This window comes from Kaistia hirudinis, assembly GCF_014196455.1.
Taxonomy (GTDB): Bacteria; Pseudomonadota; Alphaproteobacteria; order Rhizobiales; family Kaistiaceae; genus Kaistia; species Kaistia hirudinis.
In genome coordinates this window covers 266,151-284,405 of record NZ_JACIDS010000002.1, presented here as the reverse complement: position 1 = coordinate 284,405, position 18,255 = coordinate 266,151, and the positions used below count along the sequence as shown (strand labels likewise).

Here is an 18,255-nt window from a genome sequence, read left to right as displayed (position 1 = left end):
CTCGCTGGATGGTTCGAAGAGGGTTGCGGGGGTGATGGCGGCGCCAACGCTTCAATCGGGAAGCAGGAAGCCGATCAGGTCAGGCCGGACCCGGCATTGCAAGGGCGCGCCGACGACAACCGCGTCGGCGGCCCCGTCGGGGATGACGAGCGCCAGTTCCTCGTCGTCGCCGGTGCGGACGGCGATGCGCTCGCCAGTGCCGATGAAGGCGCGATCGATCACGGTCACGTCGAAGCTCTCGAAGCCGGCTTCGGCGCCGCCGATCGCGATGTCCTCCGAGCGGATCCAGGCCGAGACGTCGCCGTCCCGATGGTGCAGCGCCACGTCGAAATGCTGCGGCGCCGCGATCTCGCGCCCGAGCAGCGACAGCGTGCCGGTCTCGGGCGAGAAGCGGGCGCGGATCAGATTGTTGCCGCCGATGAAGCCGGCGACGAAGCGCGAGGCGGGATTGCGGTAGATATCGCGCGGCGCGCCGATCTGGACGATGCGGCCGTTCTGGAAGACGGCGATGCGATCCGACATCGCATAGGCCTCCTCCTGGTCGTGGGTGACGAAGATGAAGGTCACGCCCGTCTCGCGATGCAGCCGCTTCAGTTCCCGCTGCATGGTCTCGCGCAGCGAGCGGTCGAGCGCGGAGAGCGGCTCGTCGAGGAGGAGAAGGCGCGGGCTGTAGGCGAGCGCGCGGGCAAGCGCGACGCGCTGCTGCTGTCCGCCCGAGAGTTCGCGCGGCTTGCGGGCAGCGAGTTGATCGAGCCCGACCAGCGCCAGCATCGCCTCGACGCGCTCGGCGATGGCGCGCTTTTCCCATTTGCGCACCTTCAGCGGGAACGCGACATTGTCGCGGACAGAGAGATGCGGGAACAGCGCATAGCCCTGGAAGACCAGCCCGAAATTGCGATCCTCCGGCTCCAGATCGGTGACATCGGTGCCGGCGAGGACGATGCCGCCCTCGTCCGGCTTGATGAAACCGGCGATCGACATCAGCAGCGTCGTCTTGCCCGAACCCGAGGGGCCGAGAAGGGTGATGAACTCACCCTCCTCGACCGAGAGGTCGACCCCGCCGAGCGCCACCGCCGCGCCATAGGATTTCCGCAGGCGGCGGATGTCGAGAAACGCCATGGTCAGGCCGGGTCGCGGGCGAGCGGACCGGTCGAGCAGTGGATGCCGCCGCCGCCGAGCTCGACGCATTCATAGTCGATCGTCAGTACCTCGACGCCCGCCTTGTCGAGCCGGTCGGCAAGGCGCGGCGTGCGGGTCTCGTGCATGAGCACGCGGCCGGGGGCAAGCGCCAGACAGTTGAGCGAGAAGGCGTTGTCCTCCGGCGGCAGTTCGATCATCTGGATGCCGCGCTTCACCAGCTCCTGGATGAAGATGTAGGGCAGCTCGTTGATGTTCACGATCGCCTTGTCGTGGTCGATCATGATGAAGGAGCCGTCGATATGGATGCGATAGCCCGGCATCGGCACCTTGATCAGTTCGACGCCGACGCTGTTCAAGAGCATCTCGACCTGGCGCACGCCTTCCGGATTGCAGGCGACCGAGACGGAGCAGACGGCCGTCTTCTCGTCGAGGATCGCGAAGCCGCCGCCCTCGAACACGGCCTCGCCATGCAGCGTGCCGAGGATCGGGCAGCCGGCCTTGGCGAGCGCCTGCGTCACGGCCAGTTCCTCGCCGCGGCGGACCTTGCGGGCGAGGCGCGTGACGATCGCGCCGCCCTTCACCGAGATCACGCTGTCGCGGCAATAGATCTGCTTCATCGCGCCGGGTGCGGCCTTGTCAATCAGGACGACGTCGACGCCCTCGGCGCGCAGCAGCGCGGTGAACTTGTCGTGCGCTTCCTGCATGGCGGGAAGATCCGGCAGCGTCTTGCCGATCCAGTACCAGCCCTTTTCCGGATCGCCGAAGCCGCCGATCTCCGGCATCGGCTTGTCCTCGACGATGTTCAACTCGTCGCCCGGCCGGTGCATGAGCACGGCGCGCAGCTTGCCGACATCGGTGGTGCAGCCCCAGGGGCGGCCCCAGACGCGAGTCTGCTCGTCCGGATCGTCGAAGGCCGGCGACGGAACCGAGCCGAAGGTCTGGAAGAACTTCGCCTCCTTGTATTCGTGCTCGCTCATCGCGGGCGTATGCGCGCTCGCATTCGGCTTGACGAGGGCGTTCATGAGGACGTTCCTTTCGCAGCAATTTTCGGATTTGATCGTGAGAGGGAGCCGCCGCGCTCGAACACGAACAGGCGGATGAGAAGGGCGAGGAGCGTCGCCAGCAGCAGCGCCGAGGCGATCGCGGCGAGTGCGGGATCGACGGAATCGGCGATCGAGGTCCAGATCCGGCGCGGCAGCGTCACGATCCGCCGCCCCGTGATGAACAAGGTCACCGTGATCTCGTCCCAGGAGGTGATGAAGGCGAGGATCGCGCCCGCGCCGATGCCGGAATCGAGGTTCGGCAGGATGACGCGGAGAAAGATCGTCGGCGGACGCGCGCCGAGCGAGCGGGCCGCCTGGACCATGCGCGGATCGAGATTGGAGAGGCTCGCGCCGATCGCCAGGACAGCGAGCGGGATCGCCAGCATCACATGCACGATGGTGACACCGATCCAGCTGTCGAGCAGCCCGAAGCGCGACCAGAGCTTGACCATGCCGACCGCATAGATGATCGGCGGCACGATCAGCGGCGACAGGAGCACGACGCGCAGCAGCGACGGCCAACGGCCGACATAGACGAAGGCGCCGATGGCATAGGCCGCCGCCACGGCGGTCGCGAGGACGCTCGAGGCCAAGGCGATGGCGAGGCTCGTCGCCATGCTGGAAAGCCACCCGGCGCGCCAGTCGAGCAGCGCGGCGTAGTGCGCGAGCGAGACGCCGTCCTGCGGCAGCGAGAGATAGTCGCGATCGGTCAGCGACACCGGGATAACGACGAGGATCGGCACGAAGAGGAAGGCGAGCAGCAGCCAGGCGGCGAGCTTGGGAAGGCCGATCTGCACCAGGCGGCGGGCGGGGCTCATGCGCGTCCTCCCCCGAAGGCGGCGCGCATCGCCGGGTGCCGCATGGCGCCCGCCACCAGCAGCCCGACGGCGACCAGCATCAGCGTCGAGAGCGCCGTCGCCACGCCCCAGCGCAGCGTCGAGGAGATCTGCACGGAGAGGTACTCGGCGATCATCAGCACGCGGCCGGCGCCGAGGATCGCCGGCGTGACCAGGAAGCCGAGCGAGAAGATGATGGTAAAGAGCGTCGCGATCGAAACTCCCGGCAGGCTCAGCGGCAGCCAGACGCGCCAGAACACCGTCGCCGGCTGCGCGCCCAGCGAGCGGGCCGCCTGGATGATGCGGCGGTCGATATCGCCGAGATTGGCGACGAGCAGCAGGATCGCGAACGGCATCATGTAGTGGACCATGCCGACGATGACGCCGAACTGGTTGTAGACGAGGTCGAGCGGCTCCGAGATCGCGCCCGCCTCGGTCAGCACCGTGTTGAGGACGCCGTTGCGGCGCAGGATGGTGATCCAGGAAAAGGCGCGCACCAGCACGGAGATCCAGAACGGCACCATGACGAGGAACAGCGCGACGCGGCGTCGGCCGCGCGGCATCTGGACGATGGCGAAGGCGACGACATAGGCGAGCACCACCGTGATCGCCGTCGTCAGCACCGAGACGATGATCGTCGTGCGGACCACGCGGCCGATCGCGGCATTGCCGAACAGGCTCACATAGTTCCCGAACCCCGGTTTCGGCTCGAGGAAGCTCAGCGCCAGAACCTGGAAAATGGGAAACACATAGAGGCCGATCGCCAACACGGCAGCCGGCACGGTGAGCGCGAGCGCCCAGCGCTGGAAGCGGGTCATATGGCCCTCGTCTTGCGGCTCTCGTCATGCGCGCCGGCACGGCCGCCGGCGCATGCCGGCAGCCGGGTCGGTGCCCGTCAGCGGGAGATGAAGTCGAGGAAGCGGTTCTGCAGCTCGGCCTCGTTGGCGGCGTAATAGGCCGCCTGGATCTTCAGCGCCGTGGCCGCGTTCTCCGGCGCGAGCGGGTAGACCGCCTTGTCCTCCGGCGTCATCAGCGCCAGCGCCTTCGGATTGGACGGGCCGTTGCCCATCAGGCGCAGCAGCGTGACCTGACCCTCGGGCTGGAGCGAGGAATTGATGAAGTCGAACACCTTCTTGCCGGCCGGATTGCCCTTCGGCACCGACCAGGCGCTGGAGAAGAGCAGTTGCTGGGCCCAGGTCCAGGCGAAGTCCGGATTCTCCTTGTGCAGGAGATTGGCGCGGGTGTGCCAGACATTGCCGAGCACGACCTCGCCATCGCGGAAGAGCTGCTGGCTCTGCGCGCCGCCTTCCCAGAAGATGATGTGCGGCAGCAGCGGCTCCAGCTTCTTGAAGGCGCGGTCGACGTCGAGCGGATACATGTCCTCGGGCTTGACGCCGTCGGCGAGCAGCACGGATTCGAGCTGGCCCTGGATCCATTTGCACATGGTGCGCTTGCCGGGGAACTTCTCCAGATCGAAGAAATCGACCCAGCCGGTCGGGACCTTGCCGCCGGTCTTCTTGGCGTCGTAAGCGAGGACATTGGCGAAGGTGTAATTGCAGATGCCGAACTCGGCCGCCATGTCGGGACCGACCAGGGTCTTGTCGACGATCGAATAGTCGATCGGCTCGACGAAGCCGCCCGTGCCGAGCACGACCGCATCGACCATGCCGCCATCGGTCACGTCCCAGATGACGTTCTTCGATTCGACCATGGCGCGGATGGCGCCCGTGGCCGGGCCGGCGCCGTCGACCGAGACGGGCGTGCCGGTGGCAGCCGTGAACGGGGCGCCATAGGCCTTCTGGAACGCCTCGAGCGCGGCGCCGCCCCAGTTGCAGATCACGATCTCATTGGCCTCGGCGGACGCGGAGGTCGGGCGGATGGCGACGGCGAGGCCGAGGCCGGCCATGGCGGTCAGGAAGGTGCGGCGATCGAGCTTGCCGGTGCGGAATTTCTCCAGCGCAATTTCGGCGCTGTCCTTGCTGAATCGATGTGTCGACATGGTGTTCCCTGCTGGTCTCTGGTGTGCTCTTGGCCTACGGCGTTTCCCAAAGCCCGAGCGTGGCGGGTTTCCCGTCTCGCGCTCTTGGCCCGGTCCCGGCGTCCCGAAAAGGACGACGGTCGGACCGACCGGATTGCCGGGGCGACATCGTTGCCGATGCCGCCTGTCGCTTCCGGTTCTCGTTCCTCGCCGGGCTGACCCGGCGCTATGTCTCTGGTTGGTGACCGTCGCGGCAGCGCGGCGGATCAGATCTCTTCGGACAGGCGGAAATAGTCGGCGTTCAGGGCCTTCAGGTCGGCCTGGTCGATGTCGACATTACGGATGTGGGCGGCGAGCCGTGCCGAGGCCAGCGCCGGGTCGCCGGCGCGGACCGCAGCCAGCACGCCCTTGTGTTCCTCGACGATCGCCTCGATGTGGTCGCGGCGCATGCCGATCAGGAACTGGACGCGCATCATATCGGCGCTGACATGCAGGCAGGCGGTCCAAGCCCGCTCGACGGCGAAAGCGCGCATCAGGCCGGAATGGAAGCGCATGTCGGCGCGGTGCAGCGCGGCCCGGTCGTTCTTGTCGATCGAGCGCTCCTGCTCGCGCAGCAGCATTTCCAGTTCATCGAGCGCCGCCGGATCCGGCGTCACGTCGGTGCGGGCGACAACGGCGCTTTCGAGGGCGGAACGAATGAACACCGCCTCACGGACGCGCTGCATGTCGATGCGGGAGACCAGCGTGCCGCTCTGCGGCGAGATTTCGATCAGCCCCTCGTCGAACAGGCGCGCGAAGGCCTCGCGCACCGGGGTGCGGCTGATGCCCATCGACTTCGCGACTTCGGTCTCCGAGATGCTGGTGCCCGGCTTCAGCCGCGCCGTGACGATCGCCTCGCGCAGCTCGATGCAGGCCCGCGCCGAGATCGTGTCGCGCTTGCCGGACTGGGCGGGATCGATGGGGGAGTTGAATGTCAGCATGGCTGTATACTGGTGTCCAGATTGGAACGGTGTCAAGCGGCAAGTGGCCCGGGGACCGATCTGCCTCCACGACGCGCGTTCATGGCGGCGCCGTTGCTGCGGCACGGACGAGACCCGGCAGCGATGCGCCGGTCCTGAGGGCATCGATCGCGGCGGCGAGCGAGCGGGCCGCCCCGGTTGGGGTCGGCAGGCCGCCAATATGCGGCGTCAGGCGGATGCGCGGATGCGACCACATCCAGTGCGCTTGCGGCAGCGGCTCCTCCGCGAAGGCATCGAGAAAGGCGCAACCGATCTGCCCCGCATCGAGCGCGTCGCGCAGCGCCGCCTCGTCGAGATGGCCGCCACGGCCGAGATTGACCAGATAGGCACCGGGCGCGAGACGGGCGAGCATGGCTGCCGACAGGATACCGGCCGTCTCCGGCGCGAGCGGCAGGAGATTGACCAGCACGTGAGCGCCGTCGGCGCAGTCCGCGAGCCCATCGGGACCGCCGAAGGTCTCGACGCCCTCAAGCTGCCGCGGCGCACGAGACCAGGCCCGCACCTTGAACCCGGCAGCGGCCAGCGCGATCGCGGCGGTCCTGCCGATCGGTCCGAGGCCGAGCACCGCTACGCGGGTCTCCGCGCGCGTCCGCCTTTGCGCGAAGACGGGGTCCCAGACGCACCTCGCCTGGTCAATCCGATATTTCTGGTCGTCGAGCAGGAAGGAGAACGCAGCGTGGCAGGCATAGTCGGCGAGCTCCGCCGCCTGCCCGTCATCGATCAGGCGCACGATCGGGACGCGCGCCGGGATGCGCCGATCGGCGAGGAGATGGTCCGCGCCCGCGCCGAAGCAGAAGACCAACGCGAGGCTTTCGGGGAGCGGCGGAAAATCGGGCGGCAACTGCCAGGCGGCGAGCACGTCGTAGGGACGGTCCGCCGCCTCGTCCGGCCAGCGCACCATCGCGACGTCGGGCACCGCAGCGGCCAGCGCCGCGGCGAAGGCTGCGCCATGGGCGAGCGGGTCGGCGAGGAGCACGCGGACCACGCCCGGCACCCCTAGAACGGCAAAGCGGCGAGGCGGCGCAGCGCCTGCCATTCGAGCCCGGCGGCACCGTCTGGATCGGCATCATACTGCCCAACCGTGCGGGCCTGGACGCTTTCGGGCGGGATCACCAGCCTGGCGCCCGACGCCATGGCAGCGAGCTGCATCTTGCAGGCCTGCTCCAGATTATACATGAGCCCGAACGCCTCGCCGACCGTGCGACCGACGGTTAGCAGGCCATGATTGCGCAGGATCATGGTGTTGTTGGTGCCGAGATCGGCCACGAGGCGGACCTGCTCGTCGCGATCGAGCGCGATGCCTTCGAAGGCGTGATAGCTGACGCGGCCGTGAAACAGCAGCGCCGTCTGGTTGAGCGGCAGCAGCCCCTCCTCCAAGCAGCTGACCGCAACGCCGGCCACCGTATGGGTGTGGACCACGCACATCGCATCGGGCCGCGCGGCATGGATCGCGGTGTGGATCACGATGCCGGCCGTATTGATCGGCGCCTGCGTGCCGCGGACCTGATTGCCGTCATGATCGATGACGAGCAGCGAATCCGGCGTCACCTCGCGGAAGAGATCGCCATAGCGGTTGATCAGCAGCTTGTCGGGCTCCTGCGGCAACCGCGCCGAGACATGGGTGTGGATGAGATCGTCCATGCCGAAGCGGGCGATGAGTCTGTAGACGGCGGCCAGATCCTCGCGGACGGCCTGCTCCGACATGAATTCGGCGGACTTCATTCCCGATCCTTTCTGCATCCCTGTATACAGGGATAGCGGACAGGCTTGTGCATTGCAACAAGGCTCTGGCAGCGGCCGGCGGCGCAACGATGGATCCGAGCCCGGTGGCTGCGTCCGCGCTGCAGCTTTGGGCCGGCGCGGCGAAGGGGCCCCGGTCTCCAGACTTGCGGCGGCGCGGGCTGCCAGTGACGATGCGCGGCGGCTTGACGGACAGCGGCGGGACGCACATGACGTGTTGTCAGGTCAAGTAGACAGGCGGGCGCAATGGCCGGATATGTGCTGGGGCTGGATATCGGAACCTCGGTCACCAAGGCCGCGCTGTTCGACCGCGACGGCCGCGAGATCGGCGCGAGCGGCCGGCGGACCGAGGTTCGCTCGCCCCATCCCGGCTGGTACGAGATGGACGCCGACACTCTGTTCGCCGCCGCCGCTTCCGCATGCCGCGACCTGCTCGCCGCGACGGGCGTGGACGGCGAACAGGTCGAGGGGCTGGCGATCTCCGGCATCATGATCGGCGGCTGGCTGATCGACGAGGCGGGCCATGCTCTGCGCCCCGGAATCCTCTGGAACGACGGCCGCGCGCAGAGGCTGCTCGATCGCCATCTCGCCCGCGACCCGGCGCTGATGTCGAAGCTGTTCGACAGTTCCGGCCAGGTGATGCAACTCGGCTGCACGCTGCCGGTGCTCGCCTGGCTGGCCGAGAACGAGCCGCATCTGGTGGCGCGGGCGCACAAGATTCTCGCCGCCAAGGACGTGCTGCGCATGCGCCTCACCGGCCATGTCGGCACGGATGAGAGCGACGCGGCGATCGGCCCGGGCAGCGCGCGCACACGGGGCTTCAACCCCGCTCTGCTCGATCGCTTCGGCCTCGCCGCGCTTGCCGCCCTGCTGCCCGACGTTCTGCCGTCCGAAGCCTTTGCGGGGCTGCTTACCGAGGCCGCTGCGGCCGCGACCGGGCTTCGCGCCGGAACGCCCGTCGCCATTGGCGCCGGCGACCTGCCGGCCTGCGTGCTGGGGGCAGGCGCTGTCGACGCCGGCATCGCCTGCTCGGTTGTCGGTACGACCTGCCTCAACGGCGTGGTCTCGGAGGCGCCGGTGTTCACGCCGCGCGATATGGGCATTCTCTTTACCGTGCCGGGCAATCTCTGGATCAAGACGATGGTGAACGTCGCCGGCACGACCAATCTCGACTGGGCGCTCACCGCGCTCTGCCCGGATCTCGCCGGTCGGCCGGACGCCTATCAGGCACTGGCGGAGCTCGCCGCCTCGAGCACGCCGGGCGCGGGCGGCGCCGGCTATGTGCCCTATCTCTCGCATATCGGCATCATCGCGCCGCGGCTGGAACCCGGCGCCCGCGCCGGCTTCTTCGGCCTCAACCCCGATCACGGCCGGCCCGATCTGGTCCGCTCGGTCTATGAGGGCCTCGCCTATGCGATCCGCGATTGCTTTGAGCGCATCGACCGGCCGATCTCCGCCATCCGTCTGGTCGGCGGCGCCTCCCGCAGCCCGTTCTGGGCCCAGATGATCGCCGACATCACCGGCACGCCCGTCGAAGTGCCGGAGGGCAGCGAGTTCGGCGCCAAGGGCGCGGCGCTGCTCGCCGCCACCGTGATCGGCTGGTTCCCCGACATCCGCACGGCCAGCCGGGCGACCTATCGCACACGCCGCCGGCACGAACCGGACGTCACCACCGCCGCAGCCTATGAACAGGGCTTCCAGCGCTTCCGCCTCGCCTCCGACGCCCTGCTCGACCGCGTCGCGCCGAGCTATCGGGTGAAGGTGTAGCGGCGCTCAAGCGAGTCGCCGACAGGGTGGAGAGCCCGCCCCGTCGCCTACCCTCACCCCTTGAAATCCCCGAAACCCACGCTGTAAGCCCAAGGGTCGGCCGGGGGTTGGGGTTTGTCGATGCGGTCGGCGCCGATCTGTGAGATCGAGATGTCGAGGGGGACCGGCAGCATTTCGATCACCGAGAGCTCGATCGGCGAGCCTTCCTGATCATAGGCGCGACGCTCGGCGACGAAGATCGCGGCGCCCGGCGCGAGGCCGAGCAGTTCGGCCGTCGCGGCCGGCGCGATCACGGGGCGGTAGCTGTCCTCGGCATGCACGACGGTGCGGCCGTGCCGGCGGCGGATCGTGTCGTAGAGGCCACGGTCGAGATGCGAGAGCTCGATCCCTTCGAGCAGATGCGCATTGAGCAGCGTATTGGCGATCGCGAGCGGCCGTTCGTCGCCCAGCACGAGGCGGACATGGCGATAGACCGGCGCTCCCTCGGGCAGGCCGAAAAAGGCCGCCGCCTCAGGAGGCGCCGGCTCGGCGCCGCTGGCGAGGACGCGATAGGAGACCTTGAGCCCCTGCGCCTGGATGCCGTCGGTGATCGAGGTAATGGCGCGGTAGCGCTTGGCGACAGCGCTGTGATTGACGAAAGTGCCGGTGCCCTGCTGGCGGCCGAGCAGCCCTTCCTGCACCAGGATCTCCAGCGCCTGCTGGATGGTACGGCGCGAAACCTTGAACTCCTGCACGAGCTTCAGTTCGCCGTCGATCTTGTCCTTGTAGTAGCCCGAGAGAATCCGCGCGCGCAGCGTCTCGGCGATCTGGATATAGATCGGACGGTGATCGCGCACGGCGACGTCGGCTTTCAACGGAGCTCCCCCGGTCTAGTCCTTCTCGGACTGGCGAGCATAGAGCGCGGCGACGAGTTCGGCCATGCGCGCGAGCACGGCGTCGAGGATTATCCTGCCCTTTTCGGCGCTCGCCGCGGTGGCGTCGCCGAGCACCGGGCTCGCCGAGAACTCACTCCAGCGATAGGGGATCTCGGCGAAATCGTCCGGGAATTCCGGATAATTGGCGATCGCCTGGTCCATGCGCACCGCCTCCGGCGCCATATGCAGCATGTAGGAGGTCTCGATCTCGCAGGCATGCATATAGGCGGGGTGGGCGGCAGGCTTCTCGCGTACCGCGCGGGTCGGCTCGGCGGCGCCGGGATAATTGAACAGCGCCAGCTTCACGCCCTCTTCGCGGAGGCGGCGCTGCGCATCGCGGATCGCGGTGACATTGCCGTAATGGGCATTCACCATCGCGATCGTCACAATGCCCTTCGCCTTCAGCGACCGCCCGATCTCGACGATTGTTTGCGATACCGTCTCGTTCGAGATCGAGATCGAGGCCGCCTGGTCGGCCAGCGACCAGACCTGTCCGAATGGCAGTAGCGGCAGCAGCATGACCGGAACCGAACCGGCGATCCGCTCGACCAGCGCCGCGGCGAGGCGGCGGGCGAGGATATTGTCGGTGCCGGCGGGCAGATGATCGCCATGCGCCTCGACGGCGCCGATCGGCAAGAGCGCCACCGGGCACTCCGCGATCAGCGCGCGCGCCTCGGTATCGTTCAGCCTCTCGATCTCGGCTTCTTTGCTCTGCACGATGGGCCTCAGCTGGTGAACGCGAAGGCGCGCTGCGGATTTTCGACCATGAAGGTGTGGATCAGCTTCGCTCCGTCGAAGCCGGCCTCGCCGGCCTCCTCGATGAAGCGAGGCACCCAGCTCTCCAGGATGTAGCCGAGGCCGAGGCCACCCTCGCCATAGTTGCGATACATGGTGCGCCGCGCGATGTCGCCGCCGATCATGATCTGCTTCTCGTGGCCGCGGGCGACCAGCTTGAGGATGCAGTCGATCAGCACGCTTTCGGGGTGGTACTTGATGCGCGAAATGCCGTCGAAACACATGAAGACGCCGGTCTCGGCCGCCTTGCGGTGAACCCAGGGATCCGGGTTGCGATCGACATGGGCGATGGTGAGACGCGTCGGGTCGACGCCCTCGGCCTTCACGATGGCGAGTTGCTCCAGGATCAGCGTGCCGAGCTCGGTATGGGAATGGATCGGCGCGCCGGTCTCCTTGTGCGCGTCGAGCGTCGCGCGCATCGCCTTGTCCTCGGCGTCGGAGATCGTGTTGTAGCCGGTGCCGAACTTGACGACGCCGCCCTTCAGATCCGTGCCGTCGAGGCCGGTGGTGACCTCACTTGCGATATGCGCCGCGAGTTCGGCGCGGCTCTTCGAATCGATGAAGGCCTGGAAGGTCTGCCCGTCCTTCATGTGGCCGGGCCACATGACCGCCTTGTTGAAGCCGGCGGTGGCGATGATCTTGATGCCGGTCCGGTCGGAGATCGCCTTCAGCGCGACGGGATCGCGGCCATAGTCGATTGCGGTGGCGTCATAAACGGCCTGGCCGCCCGCCTGCACGAACAATTCGACATCCTTGATCGAGGCTTCGAGGTCGTCGATCAGGAAATCGGTCTGCCCCTTCTCCTTCCAGAGCGGAGGAATGCAGAAGAGATGGTCGTGCGCATAGGTGAGCCCGAGATCCTTCGGATCGATGTCGCCGGAGAGCGTGCGGATGAAGCTCATGAGGACCTCCCTTTCCTGAAACTGGCGAGTGCCAGGGCGAGCACGATGATGCCACCCTGCACGATGAACTTGGCAGCTGGCGGCAGCGCCAGCAGATAAAGCAGGCTCTGCACGACGAACAGGATCAGCGCGCCGGCCATGGCGCCGAGCGGCAGGAAGACGCCGCCGGAGAACAGCGCGCCGCCGATCACCGCCGCGGCGATCGAATCGAGCGTGAAGCCGTTGCCGACGCCGATCGAGGCCATGCCGGTGATCGCAGAGAGCAGGATGCCTCCCGTGGCCGCGAGCAGGCTGCAGAGCACGAAGGAGAGCACGATCAACCCGTCGGAGGGAATGCCGCTATGGCGGGCCGCGACGAGATTGGCACCGGACAGGATCATCTTGCGGCCGAGCATGGTGTAATGCACCAGCAGCATCAACCCGATGAGCAGGACCAGCCAGATCAGCGCCGACCAGGGCACGATTCCGAAGAGCCAGGCCTCAGTCACGGCGCGGAACTGCGCCGGGACAGCGCCGCGCGGGGAGCCGCCGGTGAAGAAGACGACGAGGCCGGCGACGATCATCGAGGTGGCGAGCGTCGCGAGGAAGGCCGGGATCTTCAGCTTGGTCGCCATGATGCCGTTGGCCAGGCCGACCAGCGCGCCGGCACCCAGCGTCAGCGCCAGCGCCGGTACCAGATTGGCCATGTCGCCGTTGAACGTCGCGCAAAGCACGATATTCGCCATCGAGGCTGTCGCGCCGACCGAAAGGTCGAGCCGGCCCATCATCAGCACCAGCGCCTGGCCGAGCACGACGACGCCGAGCGGCGCCGCCTGGCGGATATTGTCGAGCAGGAGCAGCGGCGAGAAGACCCGTGCCGAGACGAAGAAGGCCGCGAGCAGCAGGACGAGCAGCACGACGGCGCGCAGGCTCGCCGGCGCCGGCTTCATGCGGACGAGATAGGCGTTCGCGCTCATGCGGTCCTCCTCATGCTGCCCTCTTGGCTGCACCGCGCATGAACAGCATCAGCGCGACGACGAAGATCAGGCCCTTGGCGATCTGCTGCAGGTTCGGATCGAGCTCGAGCAGGTTGAAGGCATTGGCGATGAGGACCAGCGCGATCGAGCCGGCGAGGACGCCGAGCACGCCCCCGCGCCCGCCGGTGAGCGCCACGCCGCCGAGCACGGCCGCCGCGATGGCGTCGAGCGTGAAGCTGTCGCCGATCAGCGGATCGCCGGACAGGATCTTGATGCCGACCGCGATACCCGCCGCCGCCGAGAAGAGGCCCGAGAGCAGGAACACGGACCATTCGACGCGCCTGACATCGACGCCATTCGCATAGGCCGCGCGCTCGTCGGAGCCGAGCGCATAGATGCGCCGGCCGAACCGCGTGAAGCCGAGCATGATGAAGGCGAGCGCGAACACGGCGACGATGACGGCGAGCGGCCAGCCGACGAGGAGGTCCTGCCCGTAGAAGAGATCGTAGAAGCCGTAATCGACCTCGCCGCCCGGCGAGGGCAGCAGCAGCATGGCGATGCCCTTCACGACGGCCGCGGTGGCGAGCGTCATGATCAGCGGGTTGATGCGCAGCCAGATCACGCCGGCCGCGTTGAGCGCGCCGCAGGCGAGGCCGGCGGCGAGCACCAGCGGGATGGCGAGCCAGCCGAGCTCGTTCGACGTCGTGGCGAGGATCGCGGTGGCGAGGCTGATGATCGAGCCGACCGAGAGATCGATCCGGCCCGCGAACAGCACGAAGGCCTGGCCGAGCGCGGTCAGCGCCAGCGGCAGCACGCGGTTGACGAGGTTACCCAGATTGCCGGCGGCGAAGAAATCGCCCGACCAGATCGCCGCGACGGCGACGACGGCGGCCGCGAGCAGGAGCGCCGGGACGCCGAGCAGCAGGTTGATGCGGAGGGAGCCCCTAGGCAGCATGGCCGAGCACTCCTTCGGGGCCTGCCGCGAGGCGCATGATCGCCTCTTCGGAGAAATCCGACCGCTCCAGCGTGCCGGTCACGGCGCCCTCGAACAGGACATGGATCCGGTCGGAAAGGCCGATCAGCTCCAGCATGTCGGCGCTGATCAGGATGACGGCGACGCCCTGCGCCGAGAGTTCGCCCACGAGGCGGTAGATCTCGGTCTTGGCGCCGACATCGACGCCCTTGGTCGGCTCGTAGAGCACCAGCACCTTCGGCGTCTCGGCCAGCCAGCGCGCGAACACGACCTTCTGCTGGTTGCCGCCGGAAAGCTGGCGCACGGGCTGCTCGATGCCGGTGGTGCGGATCGCGAAGCGCCGCCGCGCCTCTTCCGCGAAGGTCTGTTCCAGCTGCTGGCGCAGCCAGCCCCAGCGGCTCTTCCGCGACAGTGCGAACAGGCTGACATTCATCCGCACCGGCAGATCGAGCGCGAGGCCCTCATGCTTGCGGTCGTCGGGGATCGAGGCGATGCCGGCGGCGATGCCGCGCGAGACGGACGAGATCGGCGTGGCCTTGTCGTCGATCGCGATCGTTCCGCCCGTGAAGGGCGCGATGCCGGAGAGCGCTCGGGCGAGCGGGCGCTGGCCCTGCCCTTCGAGCCCGGCAAAGCCGATGATCTCGCCGGCGCGGACCGCGAGCGTCAGCGGCTTGAGGCCCGGCGCGACGGCGCCTTCGAGCGCGAGGCGGACCGGCTTGTCGGTGAAGGAAGCCGGCCGCGGCGGGAAGATATCGGTCAGCGTGCGCCCGACCATGGCCCGGATGAGATCGTCGCGGGTGAAGCCGCCACGAACCGCGTCGAGGGTCAGCATGCCGTCCTTCAGCACCACGGCGTGGTCGGCGGCCTGCATCACCTCGTCGAGGCGATGGGAAATGAAGATGACCGAGCCGCCGCCCTGCTTGATGCGGTCCATCGCCTTCAGCACGAGATCGGTCTCGTGCGAGGACAGCGAGGCGGTCGGCTCGTCGAGGATCAGGAGGCGCGGCTTCTGGCGGACGGCGCGCGCGATCTCCAGCATCTGCCGTTCGGCGGCGGAGAGTTCGGCGCCGAGGCGGTCGGCCTTGAGGGCGAAGCCGAGATCGGCGAGCAGCGCTTCCGCATCCCAGTGCAGGCGCTTCTGGCTCATGAGGCCGAGCAGGCCGCGCGGCTCGTCGCCGAAGAAGAGATTCTCCGCAACGGTCAGGTCCGGGAGGATCGCCGTTTCCTGCAGGGCGAGCGCGACGCCGGCCTTGCTGGCGGCGCGCGGCGAGGCGGGGCGGTAGGCCGCCCCGTCCAGCATCAAGGTACCGCCATCGGGCGGAAACGTGCCGGCGCAGATATGCATCAGCGTCGATTTGCCGGCGCCGTTCTCGCCGACGAGGGAAACCACCTCGCCGGCGCGAACGGAGAAGGACACGTCCCGCAGCACCAGATTGCTGCCGAAGGACTTCGACACGCCGGAGACGGCGAGCCGCGGCAGTGCGGCAGCGGAATCCGGCGATTGCGGGGACGCGGGCTTCGTCATGGTCAGTTGGCGAAGATCGCCTTGACCTGGTCGTCAGTGAGGCGGGTGCCGGCCCAGAAGGAGTCCGACAGATCCGGCTTCACGAACTTGTCGAGGTCGGCCGCGGTGATCGTCGGCACCGGCAGGATCATATCCTTCTCGACGGTCTCGCCGTTCAAGAGCTTGATCGTGACGAGCAGAGCCTCGGAGCCGAGCCAGGTCGGCTTGGACGTGCCGATCGAATCGAAGCCCTTGCCCTCGAGCGCCTTCCAGCGCTTCAGATAGCCATTATTGTCCTCGCCGGTCATCGGCACGAGCGGACGCTGCGCCGCCTCGAAGGCGTCGATGGCGCCGAGGGTCATCGCGCCGCCCTGCGACCAGACGCCGTCGATCTTCGGGTTGGCGGCGAGGAGGTTCGAGACCGCCTGCTTGCCCTGCGCATAGTCCCAGGACGCGTTGACGGCCGCGACGATCTTGATGTCCGGATACTTGTCGAACACTTCCTTCGCGCCCTTGAAGCGGTCGTCGCTGGTCGAGAGGCCGGCGATGCCGTTCAGGACGATGATGTCGCCCTTGCCGTTCAGCTGCTTGACCAGCCACTCGGCGCCGGCGCGGCCGAAGGCGACGTCGTCGACGGTGACGAGCGCGTCATAGTCCTGCGACTTGATGGTCGAGGCGAGCAGGATGACCTTGATGCCGGCCGCGCGCGCCTTCTTGAGCGCCGGGATCAGAGCCGTCGGCGAGGTCGGCGTCGTGATGATTGCGTCGACCTTCTTGGTGATCAGGTCTTCGATATTGGCGATCTGCTTCTGCGTGTCGCCGGCCGACTCGACATAGACGACGTCGACCTGGTCCTTGTGCCTCTCGGCCTCGGCCTTGAACTCGGCCGCCAGCTGGACCGACCAGCTGTTGCCCATGAAATAGTTGTCGTAGCCGATCGTGTACTTCTTCTCGGCCGCGAAGGCCGCACTCGCAAGGCCGGCCGTCAGAACGGCGGCGGTGGCGAGCATGCGAATTCCCTGCTTCATGTCCCGATCCCTCTTCTCTCTGCGCCGGGCCGTCTGCCAGGCTCCGACTGACGGCATGCTAACTTGTCCATACAAGGAGTCAAGTTGGTGGTGCTTGTTTCGTGGGCGCTGTGGGAATGTGACCGGCGGTTGGGCAAGGGGGTGAACGCGTGCCTCCCGTCCAGCAGACGGACGATGGCTGGCTCCCTCTTCACCTCCCCCTGAGGGGGAGGTCGACGGCCGCAGGCCGGCGGGAGAGGGTTTAGGGAACCATCCGGAAAGGGCGTAAACCCTCTCCCGGACCTTCGGTCCGACCTCTCCCTCAGGGAGAGGTGAAAAAGTGCCCTCCCGCGCTGGACGAATCAGCCCCCGAGACCCTCGACCGCGCTTCGAATCCAGCCGAGCCGCTTCTGCGGGATCAGGCCGTAATTGTAATAGTTGATGCCGTTGGCACCGCCCGCGATCGCCGCGCGGCTGCGGGTGGCGAGTTCCTCCGGCCCGGGCATTTCCGGATAGAAGACGCGGAAGCCTGCGCCGAGGAACTTGTCGGGGCCGAGCGCCGCCCTGCCCTCGCGCATCAGCGCGCCGGTGGCCGCGGCGTCCATCCAATAGGCACAGAGGATCGCGCCGTCGCACACCTTGCCGATCGCGGCGATGTCGCAGCCGCCGAGCCAGCCATCCTTCAAATCGATCAGATAGACCTTCGTCGCCGGATCGGCCGCATCACGCAGTTCCCCGACGAGGCTGGTGACCGGCTCGAAGCGCCACATCAGATAGTCGTGCACCTCGGGGAACGGACGGAAGACGTCGAGGCCGGCCGCAGGGAAATCGGGGAAACGCGGCGCCGGGACTTCGCGCTCGCAGGCTTCGACGATCCAGCGCTTCACGGTCGCCTGCGCCTTGCGACCGTCGACGCCTGCCCTGGCGGCGCGAACGAGGCAGGCGTCGCAGAAGCACAGCGAGAGGAGGAAATCATCCTCCGGGGTCATGCCGACGCCGTCCTTCTCGTGATGATACTCATGCGCAAAGCCCATGAAGCAAGGGCTTTCGAGTTCGATCACGTCGGGACGGTAGTTCCGTGTCACGTCGCCGACCACTGCCCGGACATAGGCGCGGGCATCGGGATGCGACGGGCAGAGATTGTAATAGTTCGGGTCGCCAAAGGCGTTGCGCGTGACGATGTCCGGATAGAGCATGCCGATGCGGGTGTTGTGCAGGCAGACCGTCCAGCAGGAGACCGCCATGCCGCCGGCATCGCGCCGCTGCACGAGTTCGCGCAGCACGTCGCGCCGCTCGACGATCGAGGCGACCTGCGGCACGACCCGCACGCCATCCCAGGCGGCGGGATCGGGCTTGAAATAGATCGTGCCGTCCTCGGGGAAATAGGCCTTGCGCACCGGGCTGCGCGCCTGGAGGAAGCGGCCGGCGTGATAGGAGGTCGCCAGACTGATCGTGTTGAGCGCGGCCGTGCCCGACAGCTCGGCAATCGCCTGATCGAGGCCAAGATCGTCGAGATCCCAGGGATAGCTCCACATGGACAGGTGCATGGCGGCGGGGCTCCTCGGCGCGGGTTCGGTGGTTTGATGACGAGTTGTCCGCACAAGGGGACATCTGTCAAGCGCGCACCTGTCGGTCTCACGAAGCCGAGACCATCGCGGGGGGGGCCTTGATGGAGATCAAT

17 protein-coding genes are annotated in these 18,255 nt (G+C 67.6%); 1 reads left to right on the top strand and 16 read right to left on the bottom strand.

Annotated features, from left to right (window positions below):
- Positions 1 to 51: 51 nt before the first annotated feature.
- From GGR25_RS06430 to GGR25_RS06395, 8 genes are all read right to left on the bottom strand, one after another.
- Positions 52 to 1,119 (bottom strand): ABC transporter ATP-binding protein, encoded by a 1,068-nt coding sequence (locus GGR25_RS06430; protein ID WP_183397938.1) that lies wholly within the window; start codon positions 1,117 to 1,119, stop codon positions 52 to 54.
- Positions 1,120 to 1,121: 2 nt separating this feature from the next.
- Complete coding sequence (locus GGR25_RS06425; protein ID WP_183397937.1) at positions 1,122 to 2,162, bottom strand: dimethylarginine dimethylaminohydrolase family protein; 1,041 nt, start codon at positions 2,160 to 2,162, stop codon at positions 1,122 to 1,124.
- Positions 2,159 to 3,001, bottom strand: a complete 843-nt coding sequence (locus tag GGR25_RS06420; protein WP_183397936.1) for an ABC transporter permease — start codon at positions 2,999 to 3,001, stop codon at positions 2,159 to 2,161. The genes GGR25_RS06425 and GGR25_RS06420 overlap by 4 nt, the downstream gene beginning before the upstream one ends.
- Positions 2,998 to 3,837, bottom strand: a complete 840-nt coding sequence (locus GGR25_RS06415) for an ABC transporter permease (protein ID WP_183397935.1) — start codon at positions 3,835 to 3,837, stop codon at positions 2,998 to 3,000. Before GGR25_RS06415 ends, GGR25_RS06420 begins: the two co-directional genes overlap by 4 nt.
- 77 nt (positions 3,838 to 3,914) lie before the next feature.
- A complete protein-coding gene (locus GGR25_RS06410; protein WP_183397934.1) occupies positions 3,915 to 5,018 on the bottom strand; it encodes an ABC transporter substrate-binding protein in 1,104 nt (367 codons plus the stop codon).
- 245 nt (positions 5,019 to 5,263) lie between these two features.
- Positions 5,264 to 5,977, bottom strand: a complete 714-nt coding sequence (locus GGR25_RS06405) for a GntR family transcriptional regulator (protein WP_183397933.1) — start codon at positions 5,975 to 5,977, stop codon at positions 5,264 to 5,266.
- Positions 5,978 to 6,056: 79 nt separating this feature from the next.
- Entirely contained in the window at positions 6,057 to 7,001 is a 945-nt protein-coding gene (locus GGR25_RS06400; RefSeq protein WP_183397932.1) for an NAD(P)-dependent oxidoreductase, read from the bottom strand.
- 11 nt (positions 7,002 to 7,012) lie between these two features.
- Entirely contained in the window at positions 7,013 to 7,738 is a 726-nt protein-coding gene (locus tag GGR25_RS06395; RefSeq protein ID WP_183397931.1) for a class II aldolase/adducin family protein, read from the bottom strand.
- 264 nt (positions 7,739 to 8,002) lie between these two features.
- Here GGR25_RS06395 and GGR25_RS06390 point away from each other — a divergent pair, with 264 nt between their 5' ends.
- Entirely contained in the window at positions 8,003 to 9,523 is a 1,521-nt protein-coding gene (locus GGR25_RS06390) for an FGGY-family carbohydrate kinase (RefSeq protein WP_183397930.1), read from the top strand.
- A 53-nt stretch (positions 9,524 to 9,576) separates the two neighbouring features.
- Here GGR25_RS06390 and GGR25_RS06385 read toward each other — a convergent pair whose 3' ends face one another.
- The 8 genes from GGR25_RS06385 to GGR25_RS06350 form a co-directional block, all read right to left on the bottom strand.
- Positions 9,577 to 10,377 carry a GntR family transcriptional regulator gene (locus tag GGR25_RS06385; protein WP_183397929.1) on the bottom strand — a complete coding sequence of 267 codons (801 nt, stop codon included), beginning with the start codon at positions 10,375 to 10,377 and terminating at the stop codon, positions 9,577 to 9,579.
- Between the two features lie 15 nt (positions 10,378 to 10,392).
- Positions 10,393 to 11,154 carry a creatininase family protein gene (locus tag GGR25_RS06380; RefSeq protein WP_210299838.1) on the bottom strand — a complete coding sequence of 254 codons (762 nt, stop codon included), beginning with the start codon at positions 11,152 to 11,154 and terminating at the stop codon, positions 10,393 to 10,395.
- An 8-nt stretch (positions 11,155 to 11,162) separates the two neighbouring features.
- A complete protein-coding gene (locus tag GGR25_RS06375) occupies positions 11,163 to 12,134 on the bottom strand; it encodes a phosphotriesterase family protein (protein ID WP_183397928.1) in 972 nt (323 codons plus the stop codon).
- Complete coding sequence (locus GGR25_RS06370; RefSeq protein ID WP_183397927.1) at positions 12,131 to 13,090, bottom strand: ABC transporter permease; 960 nt, start codon at positions 13,088 to 13,090, stop codon at positions 12,131 to 12,133. Before GGR25_RS06370 ends, GGR25_RS06375 begins: the two co-directional genes overlap by 4 nt.
- 10 nt (positions 13,091 to 13,100) lie before the next feature.
- Complete coding sequence (locus tag GGR25_RS06365; protein WP_183397926.1) at positions 13,101 to 14,045, bottom strand: ABC transporter permease; 945 nt, start codon at positions 14,043 to 14,045, stop codon at positions 13,101 to 13,103.
- Positions 14,035 to 15,588: a sugar ABC transporter ATP-binding protein gene (locus GGR25_RS06360; protein WP_183397925.1), complete on the bottom strand. Its 1,554-nt coding sequence runs from the start codon at positions 15,586 to 15,588 to the stop codon at positions 14,035 to 14,037. Before GGR25_RS06360 ends, GGR25_RS06365 begins: the two co-directional genes overlap by 11 nt.
- Positions 15,589 to 15,590: 2 nt before the next feature.
- On the bottom strand, positions 15,591 to 16,595 hold the full coding sequence (locus tag GGR25_RS06355) for an ABC transporter substrate-binding protein (protein WP_183397924.1): 1,005 nt from the start codon (positions 16,593 to 16,595) through the stop codon (positions 15,591 to 15,593).
- A 341-nt stretch (positions 16,596 to 16,936) separates the two neighbouring features.
- Positions 16,937 to 18,121 carry a hypothetical protein gene (locus GGR25_RS06350; RefSeq protein ID WP_183397923.1) on the bottom strand — a complete coding sequence of 395 codons (1,185 nt, stop codon included), beginning with the start codon at positions 18,119 to 18,121 and terminating at the stop codon, positions 16,937 to 16,939.
- Positions 18,122 to 18,255: the final 134 nt, after the last annotated feature.

Coding starts and splice junctions, on each gene's coding strand:
- GGR25_RS06430 (WP_183397938.1), bottom strand. CDS start 1,119: ATGGCGTTTCTCGACATCCGCCGCCTGCGGAAATCCTATGGCGCGGCG.
- GGR25_RS06425 (WP_183397937.1), bottom strand. CDS start 2,162: ATGAACGCCCTCGTCAAGCCGAATGCGAGCGCGCATACGCCCGCGATG.
- GGR25_RS06420 (WP_183397936.1), bottom strand. CDS start 3,001: ATGAGCCCCGCCCGCCGCCTGGTGCAGATCGGCCTTCCCAAGCTCGCC.
- GGR25_RS06415 (WP_183397935.1), bottom strand. CDS start 3,837: ATGACCCGCTTCCAGCGCTGGGCGCTCGCGCTCACCGTGCCGGCTGCC.
- GGR25_RS06410 (WP_183397934.1), bottom strand. CDS start 5,018: ATGTCGACACATCGATTCAGCAAGGACAGCGCCGAAATTGCGCTGGAG.
- GGR25_RS06405 (WP_183397933.1), bottom strand. CDS start 5,977: ATGCTGACATTCAACTCCCCCATCGATCCCGCCCAGTCCGGCAAGCGC.
- GGR25_RS06395 (WP_183397931.1), bottom strand. CDS start 7,738: ATGAAGTCCGCCGAATTCATGTCGGAGCAGGCCGTCCGCGAGGATCTG.
- GGR25_RS06390 (WP_183397930.1), top strand. CDS start 8,003: ATGGCCGGATATGTGCTGGGGCTGGATATCGGAACCTCGGTCACCAAG.
- GGR25_RS06375 (WP_183397928.1), bottom strand. CDS start 12,134: ATGAGCTTCATCCGCACGCTCTCCGGCGACATCGATCCGAAGGATCTC.
- GGR25_RS06370 (WP_183397927.1), bottom strand. CDS start 13,090: ATGAGCGCGAACGCCTATCTCGTCCGCATGAAGCCGGCGCCGGCGAGC.
- GGR25_RS06365 (WP_183397926.1), bottom strand. CDS start 14,045: ATGCTGCCTAGGGGCTCCCTCCGCATCAACCTGCTGCTCGGCGTCCCG.
- GGR25_RS06360 (WP_183397925.1), bottom strand. CDS start 15,588: ATGACGAAGCCCGCGTCCCCGCAATCGCCGGATTCCGCTGCCGCACTG.
- GGR25_RS06355 (WP_183397924.1), bottom strand. CDS start 16,595: ATGAAGCAGGGAATTCGCATGCTCGCCACCGCCGCCGTTCTGACGGCC.
- GGR25_RS06350 (WP_183397923.1), bottom strand. CDS start 18,121: ATGCACCTGTCCATGTGGAGCTATCCCTGGGATCTCGACGATCTTGGC.